The organism is Rhodoglobus sp. GW821-FHT12B09 (assembly GCF_058809925.1).
The window spans coordinates 558,329-575,309 of the sequence record NZ_JBXATB010000001.1; the positions used below are offsets into that span (position 1 = coordinate 558,329).

Below are 16,981 nucleotides of genomic sequence, written 5' to 3' on the forward strand. Positions count from 1 at the left end.
GCCCTAGCTCTCGCCGCCGGCGGAACCCGTGGTTCCCGCGTTGACGTCGTGCAGGCGGTACTTCTCGATGGCCTGCGCGGGCAGCGAACGGTCGACGAGGCCGCGCTTGGCGAGCGACTCGAGGGTGCGCACCACCACGGAGGGTCCGTCGATCTTGAAGTAGCGGCGGGCTGCGGCGCGGGTGTCCGAGAAGCCGAAGTCGTCGGCTCCCAGGGTCGCGTAGTCGCCCGGCACGAACTGGCGGATCTGGTCGGGCACCGCGTGCATGAAGTCGGTGACCGCGACGAAGGGCCCGTCGGAGCCGGAGAGCTTCTGCGTGACGTACGGCACGCGCTCCTCGTCGTTCGGGTTGAGGAAGTTGTGCTCCTCGGCGGCAAGGCCGTCGCGGCGCAGCTCGGTCCAGCTCGTCACCGACCACACGTCGGCCGAGACGCCCCAGTCGTTCGCGAGCAGCTCCTGAGCCTCGAGGGCCCACGGCACCGCGACACCCGACGCGAGCAGCTGGGCGCGGGGCCCCTCCACCGTCGCCGACTTGAGGTGGTAGATGCCGCGCACGGCGCCGTCCTCGTCGAAGTTCTCGGGCTGGGCCGGCTGCTGGATCGGCTCGTTGTACAGCGTCAGGTAGTACATGACGTTGGGGTCCGGGTGGGTCCCGCCGTACATGCGCTCCAGTCCAGCCTTCACGATCACGCCGAGCTCGTATCCGTAGGCCGCGTCGTAGGCGATGACCGCGGGGTTGGTCGACGCGAGGAGCAGCGAGTGCCCGTCCGCGTGCTGGAGGCCCTCGCCGGTCAGCGTCGTGCGTCCCGCCGTGGCGCCCATGATGAACCCGCGGGCCATCTGGTCGCCGGCGGCCCACATGGCATCGCCGGTGCGCTGGAAGCCGAACATCGAGTAGAAGACGTACACCGGGATGAGCGGCTCGCCGTTCGTCGCGTACTGGGTGCCCGCAGCCGTGAACGCGGCGAAGGCGCCGGCCTCGTTGATGCCCACGTGGACGATCTGGCCCTGCGGGGACTCCTTGTACGCGAGCAGCAGTTCGCGGTCGACGGAGGTGTAGTGCTGCCCCTGCGGGTTGTAGATCTTCGCGGTCGGGAAGTACGCGTCCATGCCGAAGGTGCGCGCCTCGTCGGGGATGATCGGGACGATGCGGTGGCCGAAGTCCTTCGCCCGCAGCAGGTCCTTGAGCAGGCGGGCGAACGCCATGGTGCTCGCGATCTCCTGCTTGCCGGAGCCCTTCTTGACGACCTCGAACGCGGTGTCGTCGGGGAGCGAGATCTGCGTGTACTTCGAGCGGCGCTCGGGCACGTAGCCGCCGAGCTCGCGGCGGCGCTCCTGGAGGTACTGGATCGCCTCGTCGTTCTCACCGGGGTGGTAGAACGGCGGCTGGTAGGGGTTCTCCTCGAGCACCGCGTCCGTGATCGGGATGCGCATGACGTCGCGGAACTGCTTGAGGTTGTCGAGCGTCAGCTTCTTCATCTGGTGGGTCGCGTTGCGGCCCTCGAAGCTCGGGCCGAGGCCGTAGCCCTTGACCGTCTTCGCGAGGATGACCGTGGGCTGGCCCTTGTGCTCCGACGCAGCCTTGAACGCCGCGTACACCTTGCGGTAGTCGTGGCCGCCGCGCTTGAGGTTCCAGAGCTGGTCGTCGGTGTAGCCCTCGACCATCGCCAGCGTGCGCGGGTCGCGGCCGAAGAAGTTCTCGCGCACGTAGGCGCCGCTCTCGGCCTTGTAGGTCTGGTAGTCGCCGTCGGGCGTGCGGTTCATGAGGTCGCGCAGTGCGCCCTCGGTGTCGTTTCGCAGGAGCTCGTCCCACTCGCGGCCCCACACGACCTTGATGACGTTCCAGCCCGCGCCGCGGAAGAAGCTCTCGAGCTCCTGGATGATCTTGCCGTTGCCGCGCACCGGCCCGTCGAGGCGCTGGAGGTTGCAGTTGATGACGAAGTTGAGGTTGTCGAGGCCGTCATTCGCGGCCCACTGCAGGGCGCCGCGGCTCTCGACCTCGTCCATCTCGCCGTCACCGAGGAAGGCCCAGACCTGCTGGTCGGATGCATCCTTGATACCGCGGTTCGTCAGGTAGCGGTTCGACTGCGCCTGGTAGATCGCGTTGATCGGACCGAGGCCCATCGACACCGTTGGGAACTGCCAGAACTCCGGCATGAGGCGCGGGTGGGGGTAGCTCGACAGGCCGTTGGGCGCCTGCGACTTCTCCTGGCGGAAGCCCTCGAGCTGCTTCTCGCTGAGGCGGCCCTCGAGGAAGGCGCGGGCGTACATGCCGGGGGAGGCGTGGCCCTGGTAGAAGATCTGGTCGCCGCCGCCGGCGTGGTCGGCGCCGCGGAAGAAGTGGTTGTGGCCGACCTCGTAGAGGGCGGCGGAGGAGGCGTAGGTGGAGATGTGGCCGCCGACCCCGATGCCGGGGCGCTGCGCGCGGTGCACCGTGATCGCGGCATTCCAGCGGATCCAGGCGCGGTAGCGGCGCTCGAGCTCCTCATTGCCGGGGAACTCCGGCTCGTTCTCCGGCGCGATCGTGTTGATGTAGTCCGTGGTCGGAACCATCGGCACGCCCAGATGCAGGTCCTTCGAGCGCTTCAAGAGGCTGAGCATGATCTCGCGGCCGCGCTCGTGGCCGTGAGCGGCGACGAGACTGTCGAGAGATTCCTGCCATTCGGCGGTTTCTTCCGGATCCCGGTCGATGTGGTTCACCGAATACGGATCCTGGTCGTTTACCGTCACCCTTGACCTCTTTCTTGAGAGTTGGTGCTCACGGGGATCGGGTTACGACGTGCCGTGATCTACTACGCCTATCGATCTTAGTTGTGGGTCAGACACTGTTTCGCACACGCGCCTCGACGAGCGCGGAAGCCCAGTCTGACAGCAGGGCGGCAACCGATGCCGGACGGTCGAGATGCGCGTCGTGCCCCGCTCCGTCGAGCACTGTGATCGTGGCGCGGGGGTAGCTGTCGAGCATCCGGAGCGCGTCGCGGTAGCCCACCACGGTGTCCTGCCTGCCTGTGATGATGGTCGTCAGACCGCTGAAGGGAACGGACTCCGGCGGGGTGCGCAGCTCGTAGCGCGCCTCGATCCGTGCGATCGCGGCGGGGTCGGGTGCGACGCCGCTGGTCGCCGCGGCGAACGGCCCGTCGCCCGGGGCGAGCTCCGGGAGCTCGCGGCGGGAGTGGTCCGCGACGACGACGGGGCACAGCAGCGCGATGCCCATAACCCGGTCGCCGAAGTCGCGCGCGAGCCTGCGGGCGAGCATCCCGCCGAATGAATCGCCGAGGATCGCGAACCGCTCGTCGCCGAACTCGTTGCGGATGTAGTCGGCAACCGCATCGGCTACGGCGTCGGTGCTGTCGATCTCGGGGCCCGCGGGCGACAGCCCCATGCCGGGCAGGTCGACGTACACGCGCCGCCAGCCGTCCGCGAACACCGGATCGAGCCCGAGCAGCATCGTGTGGTCCATGGCGAAACCGTGCAGGAGGAGCAGGGGAGAGCCCTCGCCCCGCGATACCGAGTACATGACCACGATGCTATTCCTGAGATTTCGGGCCTCTCGGCGTATAGTTGCCACTCGTGTGTGCCTGAGATCGCTGCATCTCACCGAAAAGGGCACGAAAGGATTCGCCAGATCATGGCTCTCGAAAAGGACACGACCGCACCCGACTTCGACCTCCCGAACCAGTTCGGCGAGCACGTTCGGCTGTACGACTTCCGGGGCAAGAAGCCCGTGGCCCTCGTCTTCTTCCCCCTCGCCTTCTCCAGCACCTGCACCACCGAGCTCTGCGACCTGCGCGACAACATCGCGATGTTCAAGGCCGAGGGCGTCGAGCTGATCGGCATCTCCGTCGACTCGAAGGCGACGCTGCGCGCGTTCGCCGACGAGGAGGGCTACGACTTCACGCTGCTCGCCGACTTCTGGCCGCACGGGGAGGTCGCTCGCGAGTACGGCGTGTTCCTCGACAACAAGGGCTTTGCCAACCGCGCGACGTTCCTGATCGACATCGACGGCGTCATCCGCGCCAGCTTCATCACGGCTCCCGGCCAGGCGCGCTCCATCGAGGAGTACACCGAGGCCCTGCGCGAGCTGCACGCCTCGCGCGTCTAGGGCTCGGGCCGCCGCGTCACCCCGCGTCCCGCAGACCTCGAACGAAAACGCAGGAGATTCGCCCCGGCGGGCGCAATAGGCGTGTTCGAACGCGCTCGGCGCTGGTGTCTCCTGCGTTTTTGGTGCGGCCGCACGGACGGCGGTGGCACGCCCACACCCCGCACCCGCGACCCGGTGGCGAAAACGCAGGGGATCCTCCGTCGAAGAGGCGCGCGGAGCATCCCGAGGGCGTTTCGGCCCGACTCTCCTGCGTTTTCAGAACGGCCGGGGCTAGCCCAGGAGCGAGACCGCCCGCGCGATCACGAGCGCGAGGATGACGAACCCCGCGAACGACTCCAGGAGCATCAGGATCTTCGCGCGCGGGGCGAGCGGCATCGTGTCGGTGGGGGAGAACGCCATCGAGTTCGACGCCGAGAAGTAGAGGTAGTCGACGAAGCTCGCGGTCCAGTTCGTCTTCGCTGACGACCGCGCGGCGACCTCCGTGATGGCGTCGTGGTCCTCGTCCTGCGGGAATCGGAAGTCGGCGCGCGGCAGGTCTTTGCGCGCGACGTGGGTGCGCGAGACGGGCCCGCCACGATCGATCTCCCAGTAGAGAAGCGCGAAGACGATCACGTTGGTCACCCACACCTGCACAGCCGCGAGCAGCAGGGTGGGGCCGTCGTCCTTCGCGGCGTGGACCAGTTCGTACACCAGCTGCACTAGTGCGACCTGATTCGCTACGAGCAGCAGCAGGGTCTGCCCGACGGAGAGCCAACGGCTCCACCCCGTCTGCCTATGAAGGCGGACCGGGTTGACGGCGAAGAGGGGGATGAGCAGCACGAGGCCGATGCCGACGACGACGTACCTCAGCACGGGGAAGAACGTGCTGGGGAGGGTGGCGTAGAGGGTCAGGGCGACGATCAGTGCGATCGCCGCGGGCCAGCGGTGCTCTGCGCGCTCGGCCGTGTCGGCGGTGTTCATGCGCCGAGCCTAGGGCGGCGCATCCGTCACGTCAGGATATTGACAGCGCGCGAAATCACCAGCGCTAGCAGCACGAACCCGGTGAGGGCCTGGTAGGCCATGAGCCCCTTGGCGCGCAGCGTGAGCGGCATCGTGTCAGTGGGTGAGAAGGCCATCATGTTCGACAGTGAGAAGTAGGCGTAGTCGAAGAACACGGGATCCCACGATGCGCCGTCCTGCTGCTGGGGGAACTGGAAGTCCTGCGGAGCGTCGTCCCGCACGCCCTCGATGCGACGGGCGTAGGGGCCGCCCTGGTCCAGCTCCCAGTAGACCAGCGAGAACGCGATGACGTTCGTGATCCAGACGGCGAAAGCGGTGAGCAGGATGCTCGGGCCGTCGATCTGCCCGTTGACCAGCTGCACCACGATGATGACGACGTAGACCTGGTTCACGAGGGCCAGGGCGAGCGCGAATCCGATGCCGACCCACCGCGACCACGTTGTTTCGCGGCTGACGCGCCGCGGGTTCATGATGAGGAGCGGTATCAGCACGAGCGCGCCGACCGCGGGCACCACCCAGCGGGGGAAGAGCGAGATCTCCTCCGGCAGCAGCAGGTACAGCGCGAACGCCGCGAGGATCGTGAACGTCACCGGCAACTTGTGCTCGTAGTGCACGGTGGGCCGCTTGGGTTCTGCCATGACCGGAAGTGTATGCCTGCCTGTACCATGGGTGACGCGTCATCCCGGGTCTGCCGGGAGACGGGCCTTTAGCTCAGTTGGTAGAGCGCCACGTTTACACCGTGGATGTCATCGGTTCGAGCCCGGTAGGGCCCACTGACGAAACGGGGTGACTGCGGTGCTGAAGTCAGTGAGGGTGCGTGAGGTAGATTCCTCGCGGTCATATGAGCAAGGCCGACCTATATTTGTCGTCCAGCATCTCGCGTCTTTGGCGGGGCCGAAGACGGGTGTGGTTGCGCTTCCAGTTGCCCTCGATTGGACTCCAGCGAACGTCTACGATCTCGACGATGAACGTAGGTTGCGCACGTACTACGCCACGGTGCTTCAAGAGGCACACAGCGAGCAAGATCTGCGCACTCACTTAGACCCGAATTGTTTGATTCGCGTCTGGCGTCAACTGCGACTGCCCAGACGCGTAAGGGCGGCATGGGAAACAAAGCACGCCGAGCTGGCTCGTGCTTACTAGTTTTCAAGCCCGCGTAGCGCAAATCATTCTGGCCGCGGCCCAGCCATTCGGATTCGCGCTCGGAGGAGGGCAAGCCCTCGGAGTGCACGGTATCGTCAAGCGAATGTCCGCCGACATCGATGGATATTCGGACACATTAGACCCGGCGCAGTACGTGCGAGCTGAGGCAGCGGTGCTCGCGGCGGCCTCAGCGGCTGGCCTTGTTGCAACCACAATCCAGTCGAATTCGTGGTTGAGAGTCTTTGAAATCACGGATCCGCAGACCGAGGACACAGTCGTGGTTGATCTCGGCTACGACAGCCGCTCACGTCCTGCGAACTCCATCCCGGGGCTGGGAAAAGTGCTCGACATCGAAGACGTGGTGTTTGGAAAAGTCAGAGCATTCGTGGATCGTTCGTATGCGCGAGACTTCGTCGATATTGACGCCATTCTTCGAGACGGACGATGGACGGTCGGCGCGTTGTACGAATCCATTCACCCGATCCGCGCCCTAGAGGTGCCCGAACCTCAGGACTTTGGCAGACTCCTTCGCGAAGCCCGCGATGTCGACCCGGAAGAGTATGCCGCGCTGGGCCTGGACACCGCGGCCCAGGTAGCGATGTTTGAGCGGCTGGACGAGGAAGCCGATGCCATCGATGGGCTCACGGAGACGCGGTAGCCGAGCGTCATTGGCCCGAGCGAGCCCACTGCAAAGACGGGCGTGCTGCAGCGTTGGATTCGGCCTCTCCAATACCGACTTCTCGTCGCGGCATTTGGGCCCTCTTGATCCGGGCATGGACCTGTTGCTCGCCCGATTTCGTCGGGCAGAACTAGGCGCGTAGCGCACCAACTACGTGACGTGCCCCGGCGAGTCCTTCCCGTTTCAGGGGGCGCGGCGTTGCTCACGGGCATCCTAGAACGCTTCAAGTCGCGGACCTACACGTGTCATGATCGTCAGGGGTCCACGCACCAGCATCTCACGCGTGGCCGCGGGATGATGGCGGTCGCCCTGGCGGAGAGTTGAACTCCCCTAAGCTTTTCGCATGGGCGACTCCTTCTACATCTCGGCGACGATCAAGGGCGTATCCGCGAGCACACAGTGGGATGTTCTCCGTTTGACAGTCGAGGACGCTCGCAAGCTTTTTGTCGCACAGACAAAGGGTGCCTGGATCGTAGAAGGCTCGGGGCGCACGTCCGACTCCAAGACGTTCCGCCGCGCAAACGTTCCGGATTTGCGGCTTGCATTCGAGGACGCTTACGCAACTCCGCAATCGGTTGATTTCAGCATGCGTCCGACCCTTGGGCGGGCACCCGTGTCATTGGTGTCGGTCATGGCTTGGTTCGCACCGGGTGACCCGGAAGTGCGATTCTCAGCGATGGGCTCCGACCGCATCAAGGTGGAGACTTTCGCGCGCGAACTAGAGAGAGCTCTGACAAGCTCGCGTCCATTCAAGGACGCAGCTCCGGAAGCGGAGATTGAGGTCAAAGACGTGAGTGTGATGTCCGACGACAGCAAGCGGGCCGTTGAGGTCGGTGGAGCGTTCTTCATCGAAAAGCTCGTGCTCCCCATCCTTGTCACGGTCATCGGCGGGCTGATCCTGAGCGTAATCGTCAACATCGTGACTCTCTCATCGAAGTAACGCGAAGGTGACGAGGTACTCAGCGGCCGTCGGCCATGTCCTCGAGCTCTTGGCTGTTCTTCTCGTTCTTCGCGTCGAGCGCATCGTCGAGGTTCTTGACCAGCTGGGCCTGGTGCTCTGCCGCGTCAACGCCGTCTGGCAGCGGAGCACCATAGCGGGTTGGCGTTTCGTTCATGGAAAAATGCTAATTCGGGTGAATCTCCTGCCGCAACTTCCGCCCACCGTCGCACGATGGCCACGCGTCTAGCCCTCGTACCGAACAGCCGGAGCGTCATCCCACCACCGCAGCACGCGCAGAGCGTAGAGCGAGACCCAGCGGCTCGGGAATCCCTCGCCCTCCATCTCCGGCTCGAACCAGGTCGCGCCCTGGTGCGTGTTCTCGAGGAGGAACAGTCCCGACTGCAGCTGCTTGCCGCGCAGCAGCTCGATCGCCTCGGCGCACCGCGGGTCGCGCTCGGGGCGGGCGATGCGCATGTAGTCGAGGGCGCGCAGCACGTCGTAGTACCAGCGGACGGGCGCGGACGGCATGGTGAACCGGAGGTCGACGTACTCGCCGGTGCTCTTGCCGCGCAGGAGCGCCCGGTCGAGCAGGTACTCCTCACCGCGGTGCAGCGCTGACGCGATGGCGTCGTCATCCCCGCCCCAGGCTCGCAGGCCCTCGAGGGCGCAGATCGTGGAGTGGAAGGATGACGGCGCTGCCGGCTCCTCGTCGGTCCAGCAGTTCCACCCGCCGTCGGTGTGCTGGTCGGCGAGCAGGGTTGCGGCGATGCGCGAGGAGTCCTGCTGGAAGTAGGCGCCGATCGCGAGCGCGACGCCGTTGATGCACGGCTCGACCTCGCCGTCGAAGTAGCGGGAGCCGTCGTACCCCCACCTGACGTTCTCGGAGACGCGGCCGATCGCAATGCGGGCGGCGTCGCTGGCCGGATCGAGCCCGTACTCCATCAGCGACTGCAGCGAGAAGTGGGTGGCCGTCCACGCATCGAAGAACGCCTGCTCCTCGTTCGCCCACCCCGGGCGGTAGGTGCCGCCGTCCCACTGGCCGTCGTCAGACTGCAGCGCGAGAAGTCGGGCGCCCCAGCCCTCGGTGGCGACGGCGGCTCGAGCCTCTGCGATGGCCGAAGCCGGGGCATCCGTCAGATCTCGCATGGTCTGCCAGCGGACCGAAGGGTCGCCAGCCAGGAGGTACTGCACCGCGTCGCTCATGGGACGACGGTAAACCGCCGTACCGACAATCGCTAGGGCACCGCGACCGTCGCGCTCACGCTCGCGGTGTTGCCGCCGAAGTCGACGACGACGAGCTCGATGTACAGCTTCGTGCCCGAGGCCAGCGGCGGCAGGTCGTACACGAGGGCGTCGAGATCGGCGTAGAGGCCGACATCGCTCGTGAGCACCCACTCCTCGGTGCCGTCCGGCTGCACGCTGAGCACCTGCGGAACGATGATCCAGTCCGGCTTGGGCGCGAACTCGCCGTAGTTGCCCGTCTCCTCGTTGTAGACGTAGAAGGTCGAGCTCACGGTCTCGCCCGTGTTGCTGTCGATCACCGCGGAGAGCAGCAGGTCGCCGCCGTACTCGTCGTCGGGGGAGTAGTAGGAGAGCGGCACGTCGGCGGTGAAGATGCCCGTGTCGTAGTCGCCGTAGAGCGACAGGTACGCGTCCATCGTGTCGTAGCCGTCGGCGAGGGTCAGGTGCGTGAGGTCGTAGGTCCCCTCGGCGGTCCCGTCGTCGCCGAGGAACGCGTCCTCCTCGCCGAGGTAGGTGATCGAGCCGTCATCGGCGACGGTGCCGTACCGGATGTAGGCGGACGCCAGGTTCTCGGCAGTGGCGGAGTCGAAGGTGCCCGTGATCGTCAGGCCGTCGGGGCCGAACGCGACCTGCGCGTTCGGGTCGATGACGGGGTCCTGGCTGATCTCCTTGCCCTTGCCGTAGTAGGTGCTGAGGAAGTCCATCCAGCCGCCGAGGTTGGGCAGCGCCTCGTAGTCCGCGTCGAAGTAGGGCTCCGACGGTGGGAAGTAGATCGAGAGGCCGGTGGCGCCCTTCGTGGCCTGCCCGTCGACGCGGTCGAGCACGGCGTCGTTGATCGCGCGCGTCAGGTTGTCGGCGGCGTCCGAGGCGAAGAGCAGGTCGACTCCGATCTGCGACGTGAAGATCGAGAGGTCCGTCATGAAGCTGTCCTGGTCGGGGTCGGGGCTCTGTCCGAATCCGAGAGTCTGGGCGAGCGTTCGGCCCACCGTCGGCCCGATGCCGTCGGCGCTCTGCACCAGTACGTCCGTGAAGGCCTTGAGCGCGGCATCCACCTTGTCCATCTGAGTCAGGTCGATCTCGGAGAGGGTGATCTCCGACTCATCGCCCTCGTCCTCCGCCTGCGCCTGGAAGCCGTCGATGATCGCGCCGGCGAGCTCGTCGACGGTCGCCTGGCCGTCGTCGGCGACCGTGTCCAGCGCCGTGTAGTTCCAGCCGTGGCCCGGCTCGAGCTCCTGCGACGCGACCATGCGGTTCGCGAGCGGGGCCAGGCTGCTCGCCACCTCGTAGGTTGCCATGAGGCACGCGTCGAACCCGAGGAGGTCGAGCTTCTCGAGACCGGCGCCCGCGAGGCCGTCGGAGATCCCCTGATTCAGCTCGGCGAGCGAGAGCCCGTCGCCGTCCGACGACTCGTCGTCGCCGACCCCCGGCCACGATGCGCCGTGGTCGGAGATGATGAGGGCGTAGTGGTCGGCCGGATAGTTCTCGATGCCGTAGCTCAGGAAGTCCGAGAGCACGGCCGGGTCGCCCGTGTTGATGTCTCCTTCGTCCTTGAGCTCCGTGGCCTGGTTCTGCCCGATCTCGATGAGCTTGCCGCCCACCCAGTCATCGAGGCCCAGCACGCTCGTGTCGGTGTAGTCGCTCGCCCGGTCGACCAGCGCGACGAGGTTCAGCCCCTCCTGGGTGCCGACGTCGCCGAGCTCCTCGAGGTCGGTCATCATGAACTCCTCGAGGTTGGTGTCCGCGATGGAGTAGGTGAGCACCGTCCACGAGCCCGAGTCCTCGGCGGAGGAGACGGCGGTCTCCCCGGGCGCTGAGCTGCAGGCGGCGAGAGCCGCGACGAGGGCAAGGGCGGTCGCAAGGGCAAGCGGTCGGGTACGCATGGCACAAGAGTAGGGGCCGGTAGCCTCGGCTCATGAACACGGCGAACTCGACGCGCGGCAACGGCGCCTGGGCGCTCGTCCTCGCCTCCGTGCTGTGGGGGACCACGGGCACCGCCGCCAGTTTCTTCCCCGACTCGGTGAGCCCGATCGCGATCGGCGCCTCGACCATGACGCTCGGCGGAGTGCTGCTGTTCCTGGTCTCGTGGTCGCCAGCGACAAGGGCGGTTCGGGATGCCGCGAGCCGCCGTTGGCTGCTTCTCGGCGCCCTCGGGGTGTTCGTGTACCCCCTCGCGTTCTACAGCTCCATGCACCTGGCCGGGGTCGCCATCGGCAACGTCGTCTCCCTCGGCACGGGACCGGTCTTCGCCGCCCTGCTCGAGTGGCTGTTCGAGCGGCACCGGCCGTCGGTGCTGTGGCTGGCGTGCACGGCGGCGGCGATCGGGGGGATCGTGCTGCTCTCCGCGGGCGGGGATGCCTCGGGCGCGCGGGATGTCGTGCCTGGAGTGCTCCTCGGGCTCGCGGCGGGGCTGGCGTACGCGCTGTACACGTACAGCTCGAGCCGCGGCATCCGGGCCGGGCAGTCCTCGCGGGGCGTGATGGGCGGGATGTTCGGTATCGGCGCGATCGCGCTCGCGCCCGTGCTCATCGTCTTCGGCGCGCCGCTGCTGCAGTCGTGGCAGACGGTCGGGATCGCGGGCTACCTGGCGGTCGGGCCGATGTTCGTGGCGTACCTGCTCTTCGGCGTCGGCATGCGCACGCTGCGCAGCAGCACGGCCACCACCATCACCCTCCTCGAGCCGTTCATCGCGACGATCCTGGCCGTGCTGGTGGTGGGGGAGCGCCTCGACCTTGTGGGATGGCTCGGCCTCGGCCTCATCCTTGTCGCCGTAACTGTCCTCGCCACGGCTCGGCGACCGGGTTCTGCTGGCACTCAGCCGTAGTATTTCGGCATGGAACACGACGACGAGGTTGGCGAGGAAAACTCGATCGACCCCACCGAGGCCGCACCCGGGCCCCGTCGTTCGACCTTCACGCCGCCCCCCGCACCCCGCCCGAAACCGGGTGGAACGGATGACGACGCGCTCGCCGATGCGCTGGCGGCCGACCTCGAGCGCATAGCTTCCGGGCCCATCTCCATCATCACTCCGGACTCGGTCATCCCTCCCGGTCCTGCGGCCGCCTCCGTGGTGCCCCCGCCTCCTCCCGTGTCCCCGCCCGTCTCGTGGCAGCCCACCATCGAGCTGCCTCAGGAGCCCGCCCCGGCCCCGGCCCCCGAGTCCGCTCCCGCGGCCGAGAGTCCCGGCTACACCCCGTCCGCCTACTCGGCGCCGGCCTGGAGCGGGTTCCCCGCACCCGACCCGACGCACGCCGTACCGCTGCCCGACGGCCCGCCCGTGCGCAAGTCCCTGCCCGACGACGAGCTCAGCCGCTGGGTCGCGGAGGCCGGCGAGAAGCCCGGCGGAACACTCGACGTCATCGAGCAGCTGCAGAACCAGATGAAGCTCCGCGAGGAGGAGGCCCGGGAGTTCCGTGCGTGGGAGGACCGCATGCGGTCTCTCGGCACGCCCGACGCGCTCGGAGCGATTGCCGAGGCGCGGCCCCAGTTCAGCGGCGTCCTGCCCGAGGTTCCGTCCGCCCCCGCCACCGGGTCGTTCATGCTCCCCGAGAACCCGGTCGCCGACTGGCCCGTGCCGGATTTCGCGGCGCCGTCCGAGGGAGCGCAACCCGCCACGCCGGCGCCGCTGCCGGAGCCGGCACCCCTGCCGGAGCCGGCGCCGCTGCCGGAGCCGGCGCCGCTGCCGGAGCCGGCGCCGCTGCCGGAGCCTGCACCCCTGCCCGAGCCTGCACCCCTGCCTGAGTCCGTGCCCGTCCCGGAGTCCGCGCCCGCCCCCGAACCGCCGCCCCTTCCTGCCTGGGATGTCCCGGCGCCGAGCCCCTCGTGGGCGCCGCCGCCCGAGTGGAGCCCCAGCGACCCGGAGCCCGCGGCCGAGCCGGCACCGGAGCCCCTCGTCGAGCCAGAGCCCGCGTCGGACCCTGAGCCCGAGCCGTTCCCGCAGCCCGAACCCGCCGCCGCACCGGCTGATCAGGCCGCTGACGCCCTCGCGCAGGCCCCCGCTCCTGAGCCCGCGATGCGCGCGCCGTTCGACTGGTCGCCCACCGCGCCCTCGCCGGTCATCCCGCCTCTTCCCGTTGCCGACCCGATCGACAGCGATGACGACGCGGTCGTTGTCCCGGAGATCGAGCCGGAGGCTGAACCCGAGACCGACGACGAGCCCGAGCTCACTGTCGAGCCGCTCCCCGACACCACCCCGGAGCCCTTCACCCCTCCGCCGCTGATCGAGCCCGGGGCCTTCGGCGGCCCGCCGATCCTGCCGTCGCAGACGAAGAAGGTGCAGCCCGCGCCGTCCGACGACGACGATGACCCCGAGCCCGGAACTCCCGCCTTCGACTGGACGACCCCCGGCCCGCCGCCGCTGCGCGAACCAGCGCCCGCGTTCAGTTTTGACGACCTGCTGAGCGAAGAGCCGCCCCAGCGCGCTGACCCTCAGCCGGCCGACGCGGCGCCCGAGGCGCTCTTCATCGAGCCCATGCCGCTCGCCGCCGGCGAGCCCGTGCCGACCGACACCGGCTCGATCAGCGTCATCGACCAGGCCTACGACGAGGACCTCGACGACGATGTCGACGAGACCGACCGCGCATTCGAGGGCATCCTCGGCCCGGTTGCAGTGGACACCGCTGGCAACGCCGCCATGCAGCAGCAGATCCACCCGCCGTCCGGACCCATCTCCACCGTGCGCATCCCCGCGGACGAGCAGGTGCTCTTCGACGACGAGCCGATCCGCCAACCGGTGTTCAGCATCGAGGACAGCGACACCGAGCCGACGCCGGTCGACCACCGGGTCGGTCGCGCCGCCCGCCTGTTCTGGCTGTGGTTCGCCGCCAACTCCTCTATCCTCAGCCTCGGGCTCGGTGCAGCGGTCTTCGCCGTGGGCATGAGCCTGCGGCAGTCGATAGTCGCCATCCTCGCCGGAGTCGCGATCTCGTTCATCCCGCTCGGGCTCTCCACACTTGCGGGCAAGCGCTCCGGCCAGCCGACCATGGTCGTCTCACGCGCCACGTTCGGGCTCATCGGCAACGTCATCCCGTCGATCGTCGCCCTCATCACGAGGCTGTTCTGGGGTGCGGTGCTGCTCTGGGTGCTCGCCTCCTCGGTGGCTGTCGTCCTCGTCGGCGCCCAACTGGACGGCTCGCTGGGGGAGCGCGGGGTGCTCCTGGTCTCGCTCGCGGGCGCGTTCCTCATCGCCGTGCTGGTGGCTTTCGCCGGCTACCCGATGATCGCGCGCATCCAGCTCATCCTGAGCCTCATCTCGGGCATCCTGATCGTCGGCCTCATCGCGATGACCTACAAGTACATCGACATCCCGCAGGCGCTCACCGTGGCGGACGGCCCCTGGCTGCTCACCATCACCGGCGCGGTCCTGGTCTTCAGCTTCGTCGGCCTCGTCTGGGCGAACAGCGGTGCGGACCTTGCCCGCTACCAGCGGCCCGAGACCAGCGGCGCCACCTCGATGCTCTGGGCGACCTTCGGCACGGCGCTTCCGAGCTTCCTGCTCATCGGGTACGGCGCGCTCCTCGCGGCCTCCGACAAGGGCATAGCGAGTGGCTTCCTGCTCTCCCCGCTCGACACCCTCGCCCTGATGCTGCCGAGCTGGTACCCCGTGCCGCTCATCGCCGCGACCGCCCTGAGCCTGCTCTCGGGGATCATCCTCTCGCTGTACTCCGGCGGCTTCGCCCTGCAGGCCATCGGTGTGCGGGTGAAGCGCCAGTGGTCGATCGTGATCGTCGGCGTGCTGCTGGGCGGCCTCGCGCTGCTCCTCGGCTTCGGCGTCACCGGCGGCATCAACGAGCTGTTCCGGGATGCCGCGACCACCCTCGCCGTGCCGACCGCCGCCTGGGCGGGGATCTTCGCGGCGGAGACGATGATCCGCAACCGCAGGTTCGAGGGGCAGTCCCTCGTGCGGCGCGGGGGAGTGTACGCGGACGTCCGCTGGGTCAACGTCATCGGCCTCGTGCTCTTCAGCGCCGTCGGCTACGGCCTGACCACGGCGACGATCTCCTGGCTGACCTGGCAGGGCTACGGATTCACGCTCCTCGGTATCCCCCTCGACAGCGATCTCGCGGGCACCGACCTCGGTGTGCTCGCCGCGCTCGTGCTCGGCCTGCTGCTGCCGATCGTCGCGGGCATCCCGGCCGTGCGCAAGCAAGAGGCGATGCGCGCCCCTGAATAGCCCGCCCCGCCTGAATAGACTGGGGCACGTGCCCACCACCGTTGCCGATGTGACAGCCGCCGTCGAGCGGCTGTGGCCAGCGTCGGGCGCCGAGCCGTGGGACGCGGTAGGGCTCGTGGCCGGCGACCTCGACGCCCCCGTAACCTCGATCCTGCTCGCGGTCGACGCCGTGCTCGACACCGTCGACGAGGCGCTCGAGACCGGTGCGGGCATGCTGCTCGTCCACCACCCCCTTCTACTTCGGGGCGTCACGACGGTCGCGAGCGACAGGTACAAGGGCGCGGCGCTGACCCGGCTCATCCGGGGCAATTGCGCCCTCCTCGCCGCGCACACCAATGCCGACGTCGTCGAGACCGGGACCTCGGCCACGTTCGCCGCGAAGCTCGGGCTGCTCGATGTGCGCCCGCTCGTCCCTGCGGCGAACCCCCACCGCGGCATCGGGCGCATCGGCACGCTGCCGGCCCCGACCACCCTCGGAACGCTGGCCCGCGCGCTCGGCGACATCCTGCCCGCGACGGCGAGCGGGATCCGCGTGTCCGGCGACTTCGACCGGCCCGTCAGCACCGTCGCCCTGTGCGGCGGGGCGGGCAACGCGTACCTGTCCGCGCCCGAAGTACTCGCCGCCGATGTGTACATCACGAGCGACTTGCGGCACCACCCGGCCTCCGAGGCGCGGGAGAACGCGCGCATCTCGGGCGGGCCCGCGCTCATCGATGTGTCGCACTGGGCGAGCGAGTGGCTGTGGCTGGACGCCGCGGCGTCCGAACTGCGCGACGCCCTTCCCGGCGTCGAGATCACGGTGAGCGAACTGCGCACCGACCCGTGGGATTTCACGATCATCCAATGAGAGAAGTTGACCAATGGCCCTGAAAGCCGCCCCCGAAGCCCAGGCACTGCTGCTCGACCTGCAGGCATTCGACACCAAGCTCGCGCAGCTCGACCACCGCGCGAAGAGCCTCCCGGAGCTGGCGACCCTCGCGGGCTTCGCTAAGGATGCCGACGCGCTCCGGCTGACCCTCGGCGAGCAGAACGGCGGGCTCGAAGACATCAAGATCGAGCTGAAGCGCGTCGAGTCGGATGTCGAGGTCGTCGAGACGCGCATAGCCCGCGACACCGAGCGGCTCCAGGGCAGCTCGTCGGTGAAGGACGTCTCGGCGCTCGAGCAGGAGCTCACGGCTTTGCGCAAGCGCCTCGGCGACCTCGAGGAGATCGAGCTCACCGTCATGGAGAGGCTCGAGGAGCAGCAGACCCTCGTGGACAACACCACGGCCGCCTTCGACGCCCTCCGTGCGCGCGCCGCCGAGGTCGAGGTCGACCGGGATGCCGCGCTCGCCTCCATCGCGGCCGAGCGCACCACGGCCGCCGCCGGCCGCGCCGAGGTCGAGGCGAAGGTGCCCGCGGACCTGCTCGCGCTCTACGAGCGCCAGCGCAGCCGCTACGGCACCGGCGCCTCGCTGCTGCGCGGCGGTGTCTCCCTCGCCTCGGGTGTGAAGCTCCTCGAGAACGAGATGCAGGAGATCCGCGCCGCAGCGCCCGATGACGTGATCATGTGCGCGAGCAGCGAGGCGATCCTCGTGCGTACTGCCGAGTCGGGGCTCTAGCGCGCTGCCGGCGCGCGCCGCATCCCGCGCCCCGAATCCTGCCTGCGCGCCTCGGCGCCTTCGACACCCCCCTGGCACAAACCACCCGCGAGGGACCACTTGGGCT

14 protein-coding genes and 1 tRNA gene are annotated in these 16,981 nt (G+C 68.3%); 8 read left to right on the forward strand and 7 right to left on the reverse strand.

Annotation, left to right across the window (positions count from 1 at the left end; genetic code table 11):
- Positions 1-3 precede the first annotated feature (3 nt).
- Both aceE and AC1RTC_RS02800 read right to left on the reverse strand, forming a co-directional pair.
- Positions 4-2,730 (reverse strand): pyruvate dehydrogenase (acetyl-transferring), homodimeric type, encoded by a 2,727-nt coding sequence (gene aceE, locus AC1RTC_RS02795; protein ID WP_493153931.1) that lies wholly within the window; start codon positions 2,728-2,730, stop codon positions 4-6.
- A gap of 88 nt (positions 2,731-2,818) precedes the next feature.
- Positions 2,819-3,517, reverse strand: a complete 699-nt coding sequence (locus AC1RTC_RS02800) for an alpha/beta fold hydrolase (RefSeq protein ID WP_493153932.1) — start codon at positions 3,515-3,517, stop codon at positions 2,819-2,821.
- Between the two features lie 111 nt (positions 3,518-3,628).
- Between AC1RTC_RS02800 and AC1RTC_RS02805 the strand changes: the two genes are divergently transcribed.
- On the forward strand, positions 3,629-4,102 hold the full coding sequence (locus tag AC1RTC_RS02805) for a peroxiredoxin (RefSeq protein ID WP_493153933.1): 474 nt from the start codon (positions 3,629-3,631) through the stop codon (positions 4,100-4,102).
- 270 nt (positions 4,103-4,372) lie between these two features.
- Here AC1RTC_RS02805 and AC1RTC_RS02810 read toward each other — a convergent pair whose 3' ends face one another.
- A complete protein-coding gene (locus tag AC1RTC_RS02810; RefSeq protein WP_493153934.1) occupies positions 4,373-5,062 on the reverse strand; it encodes a hypothetical protein in 690 nt (229 codons plus the stop codon).
- A 26-nt stretch (positions 5,063-5,088) separates the two neighbouring features.
- Positions 5,089-5,739, reverse strand: a complete 651-nt coding sequence (locus AC1RTC_RS02815; protein WP_493153935.1) for a DUF1345 domain-containing protein — start codon at positions 5,737-5,739, stop codon at positions 5,089-5,091.
- 62 nt (positions 5,740-5,801) lie between these two features.
- Between AC1RTC_RS02815 and AC1RTC_RS02820 the strand changes: the two genes are divergently transcribed.
- The 3 genes from AC1RTC_RS02820 to AC1RTC_RS02830 all read left to right on the forward strand — a co-directional run bounded on the left by AC1RTC_RS02820 (position 5,802) and on the right by AC1RTC_RS02830 (position 7,863).
- Positions 5,802-5,874 (forward strand) — tRNA-Val (locus AC1RTC_RS02820).
- Between the two features lie 359 nt (positions 5,875-6,233).
- On the forward strand, positions 6,234-6,902 hold the full coding sequence (locus tag AC1RTC_RS02825; RefSeq protein WP_493153936.1) for a nucleotidyl transferase AbiEii/AbiGii toxin family protein: 669 nt from the start codon (positions 6,234-6,236) through the stop codon (positions 6,900-6,902).
- Between the two features lie 364 nt (positions 6,903-7,266).
- On the forward strand, positions 7,267-7,863 hold the full coding sequence (locus AC1RTC_RS02830) for a hypothetical protein (protein ID WP_493153937.1): 597 nt from the start codon (positions 7,267-7,269) through the stop codon (positions 7,861-7,863).
- A gap of 19 nt (positions 7,864-7,882) precedes the next feature.
- Here the strand turns inward: AC1RTC_RS02830 and AC1RTC_RS02835 are convergent, their stop codons facing one another.
- The 3 genes from AC1RTC_RS02835 to AC1RTC_RS02845 all read right to left on the reverse strand — a co-directional run bounded on the left by AC1RTC_RS02835 (position 7,883) and on the right by AC1RTC_RS02845 (position 10,985).
- Complete coding sequence (locus AC1RTC_RS02835; protein ID WP_493153938.1) at positions 7,883-8,038, reverse strand: hypothetical protein; 156 nt, start codon at positions 8,036-8,038, stop codon at positions 7,883-7,885.
- Positions 8,039-8,106: 68 nt separating this feature from the next.
- Entirely contained in the window at positions 8,107-9,066 is a 960-nt protein-coding gene (locus AC1RTC_RS02840; protein ID WP_493153939.1) for a hypothetical protein, read from the reverse strand.
- Positions 9,067-9,098: 32 nt separating this feature from the next.
- A complete protein-coding gene (locus AC1RTC_RS02845) occupies positions 9,099-10,985 on the reverse strand; it encodes a clostripain-related cysteine peptidase (RefSeq protein WP_493153940.1) in 1,887 nt (628 codons plus the stop codon).
- Between the two features lie 32 nt (positions 10,986-11,017).
- On the opposite strand from AC1RTC_RS02845, the gene AC1RTC_RS02850 reads away from it, so the two are divergent.
- From AC1RTC_RS02850 to AC1RTC_RS02865, 4 genes are read left to right on the forward strand one after another with little or no spacing between them, the layout of a single operon-like run.
- The gene (locus AC1RTC_RS02850) at positions 11,018-11,926 is read left to right on the forward strand and encodes a DMT family transporter (protein ID WP_493153941.1); all 909 of its coding nucleotides are present in this window, start codon (positions 11,018-11,020) and stop codon (positions 11,924-11,926) included.
- A gap of 9 nt (positions 11,927-11,935) precedes the next feature.
- Complete coding sequence (locus tag AC1RTC_RS02855) at positions 11,936-15,274, forward strand: purine-cytosine permease family protein (protein WP_493153942.1); 3,339 nt, start codon at positions 11,936-11,938, stop codon at positions 15,272-15,274.
- Positions 15,275-15,302: 28 nt separating this feature from the next.
- The gene (locus tag AC1RTC_RS02860) at positions 15,303-16,121 is read left to right on the forward strand and encodes a Nif3-like dinuclear metal center hexameric protein (RefSeq protein WP_493153943.1); all 819 of its coding nucleotides are present in this window, start codon (positions 15,303-15,305) and stop codon (positions 16,119-16,121) included.
- 13 nt (positions 16,122-16,134) lie between these two features.
- Positions 16,135-16,875: a zinc ribbon domain-containing protein gene (locus tag AC1RTC_RS02865; protein WP_493153944.1), complete on the forward strand. Its 741-nt coding sequence runs from the start codon at positions 16,135-16,137 to the stop codon at positions 16,873-16,875.
- Positions 16,876-16,981: the final 106 nt, after the last annotated feature.

What these genes read in the sequence shown, in the direction of transcription:
- AC1RTC_RS02800 (WP_493153932.1), bottom strand. Translation starts at nt 3,517, where the DNA reads ATGTACTCGGTATCGCGGGGCGAGGGCTCTCCCCTGCTCCTCCTGCAC.
- AC1RTC_RS02805 (WP_493153933.1), top strand. Translation starts at nt 3,629, where the DNA reads ATGGCTCTCGAAAAGGACACGACCGCACCCGACTTCGACCTCCCGAAC.
- AC1RTC_RS02810 (WP_493153934.1), bottom strand. Translation starts at nt 5,062, where the DNA reads ATGAACACCGCCGACACGGCCGAGCGCGCAGAGCACCGCTGGCCCGCG.
- AC1RTC_RS02815 (WP_493153935.1), bottom strand. Translation starts at nt 5,739, where the DNA reads ATGGCAGAACCCAAGCGGCCCACCGTGCACTACGAGCACAAGTTGCCG.
- AC1RTC_RS02830 (WP_493153937.1), top strand. Translation starts at nt 7,267, where the DNA reads ATGGGCGACTCCTTCTACATCTCGGCGACGATCAAGGGCGTATCCGCG.
- AC1RTC_RS02835 (WP_493153938.1), bottom strand. Translation starts at nt 8,038, where the DNA reads ATGAACGAAACGCCAACCCGCTATGGTGCTCCGCTGCCAGACGGCGTT.
- AC1RTC_RS02840 (WP_493153939.1), bottom strand. Translation starts at nt 9,066, where the DNA reads ATGAGCGACGCGGTGCAGTACCTCCTGGCTGGCGACCCTTCGGTCCGC.
- AC1RTC_RS02845 (WP_493153940.1), bottom strand. Translation starts at nt 10,985, where the DNA reads ATGCGTACCCGACCGCTTGCCCTTGCGACCGCCCTTGCCCTCGTCGCG.
- AC1RTC_RS02850 (WP_493153941.1), top strand. Translation starts at nt 11,018, where the DNA reads ATGAACACGGCGAACTCGACGCGCGGCAACGGCGCCTGGGCGCTCGTC.
- AC1RTC_RS02855 (WP_493153942.1), top strand. Translation starts at nt 11,936, where the DNA reads ATGGAACACGACGACGAGGTTGGCGAGGAAAACTCGATCGACCCCACC.
- AC1RTC_RS02865 (WP_493153944.1), top strand. Translation starts at nt 16,135, where the DNA reads ATGGCCCTGAAAGCCGCCCCCGAAGCCCAGGCACTGCTGCTCGACCTG.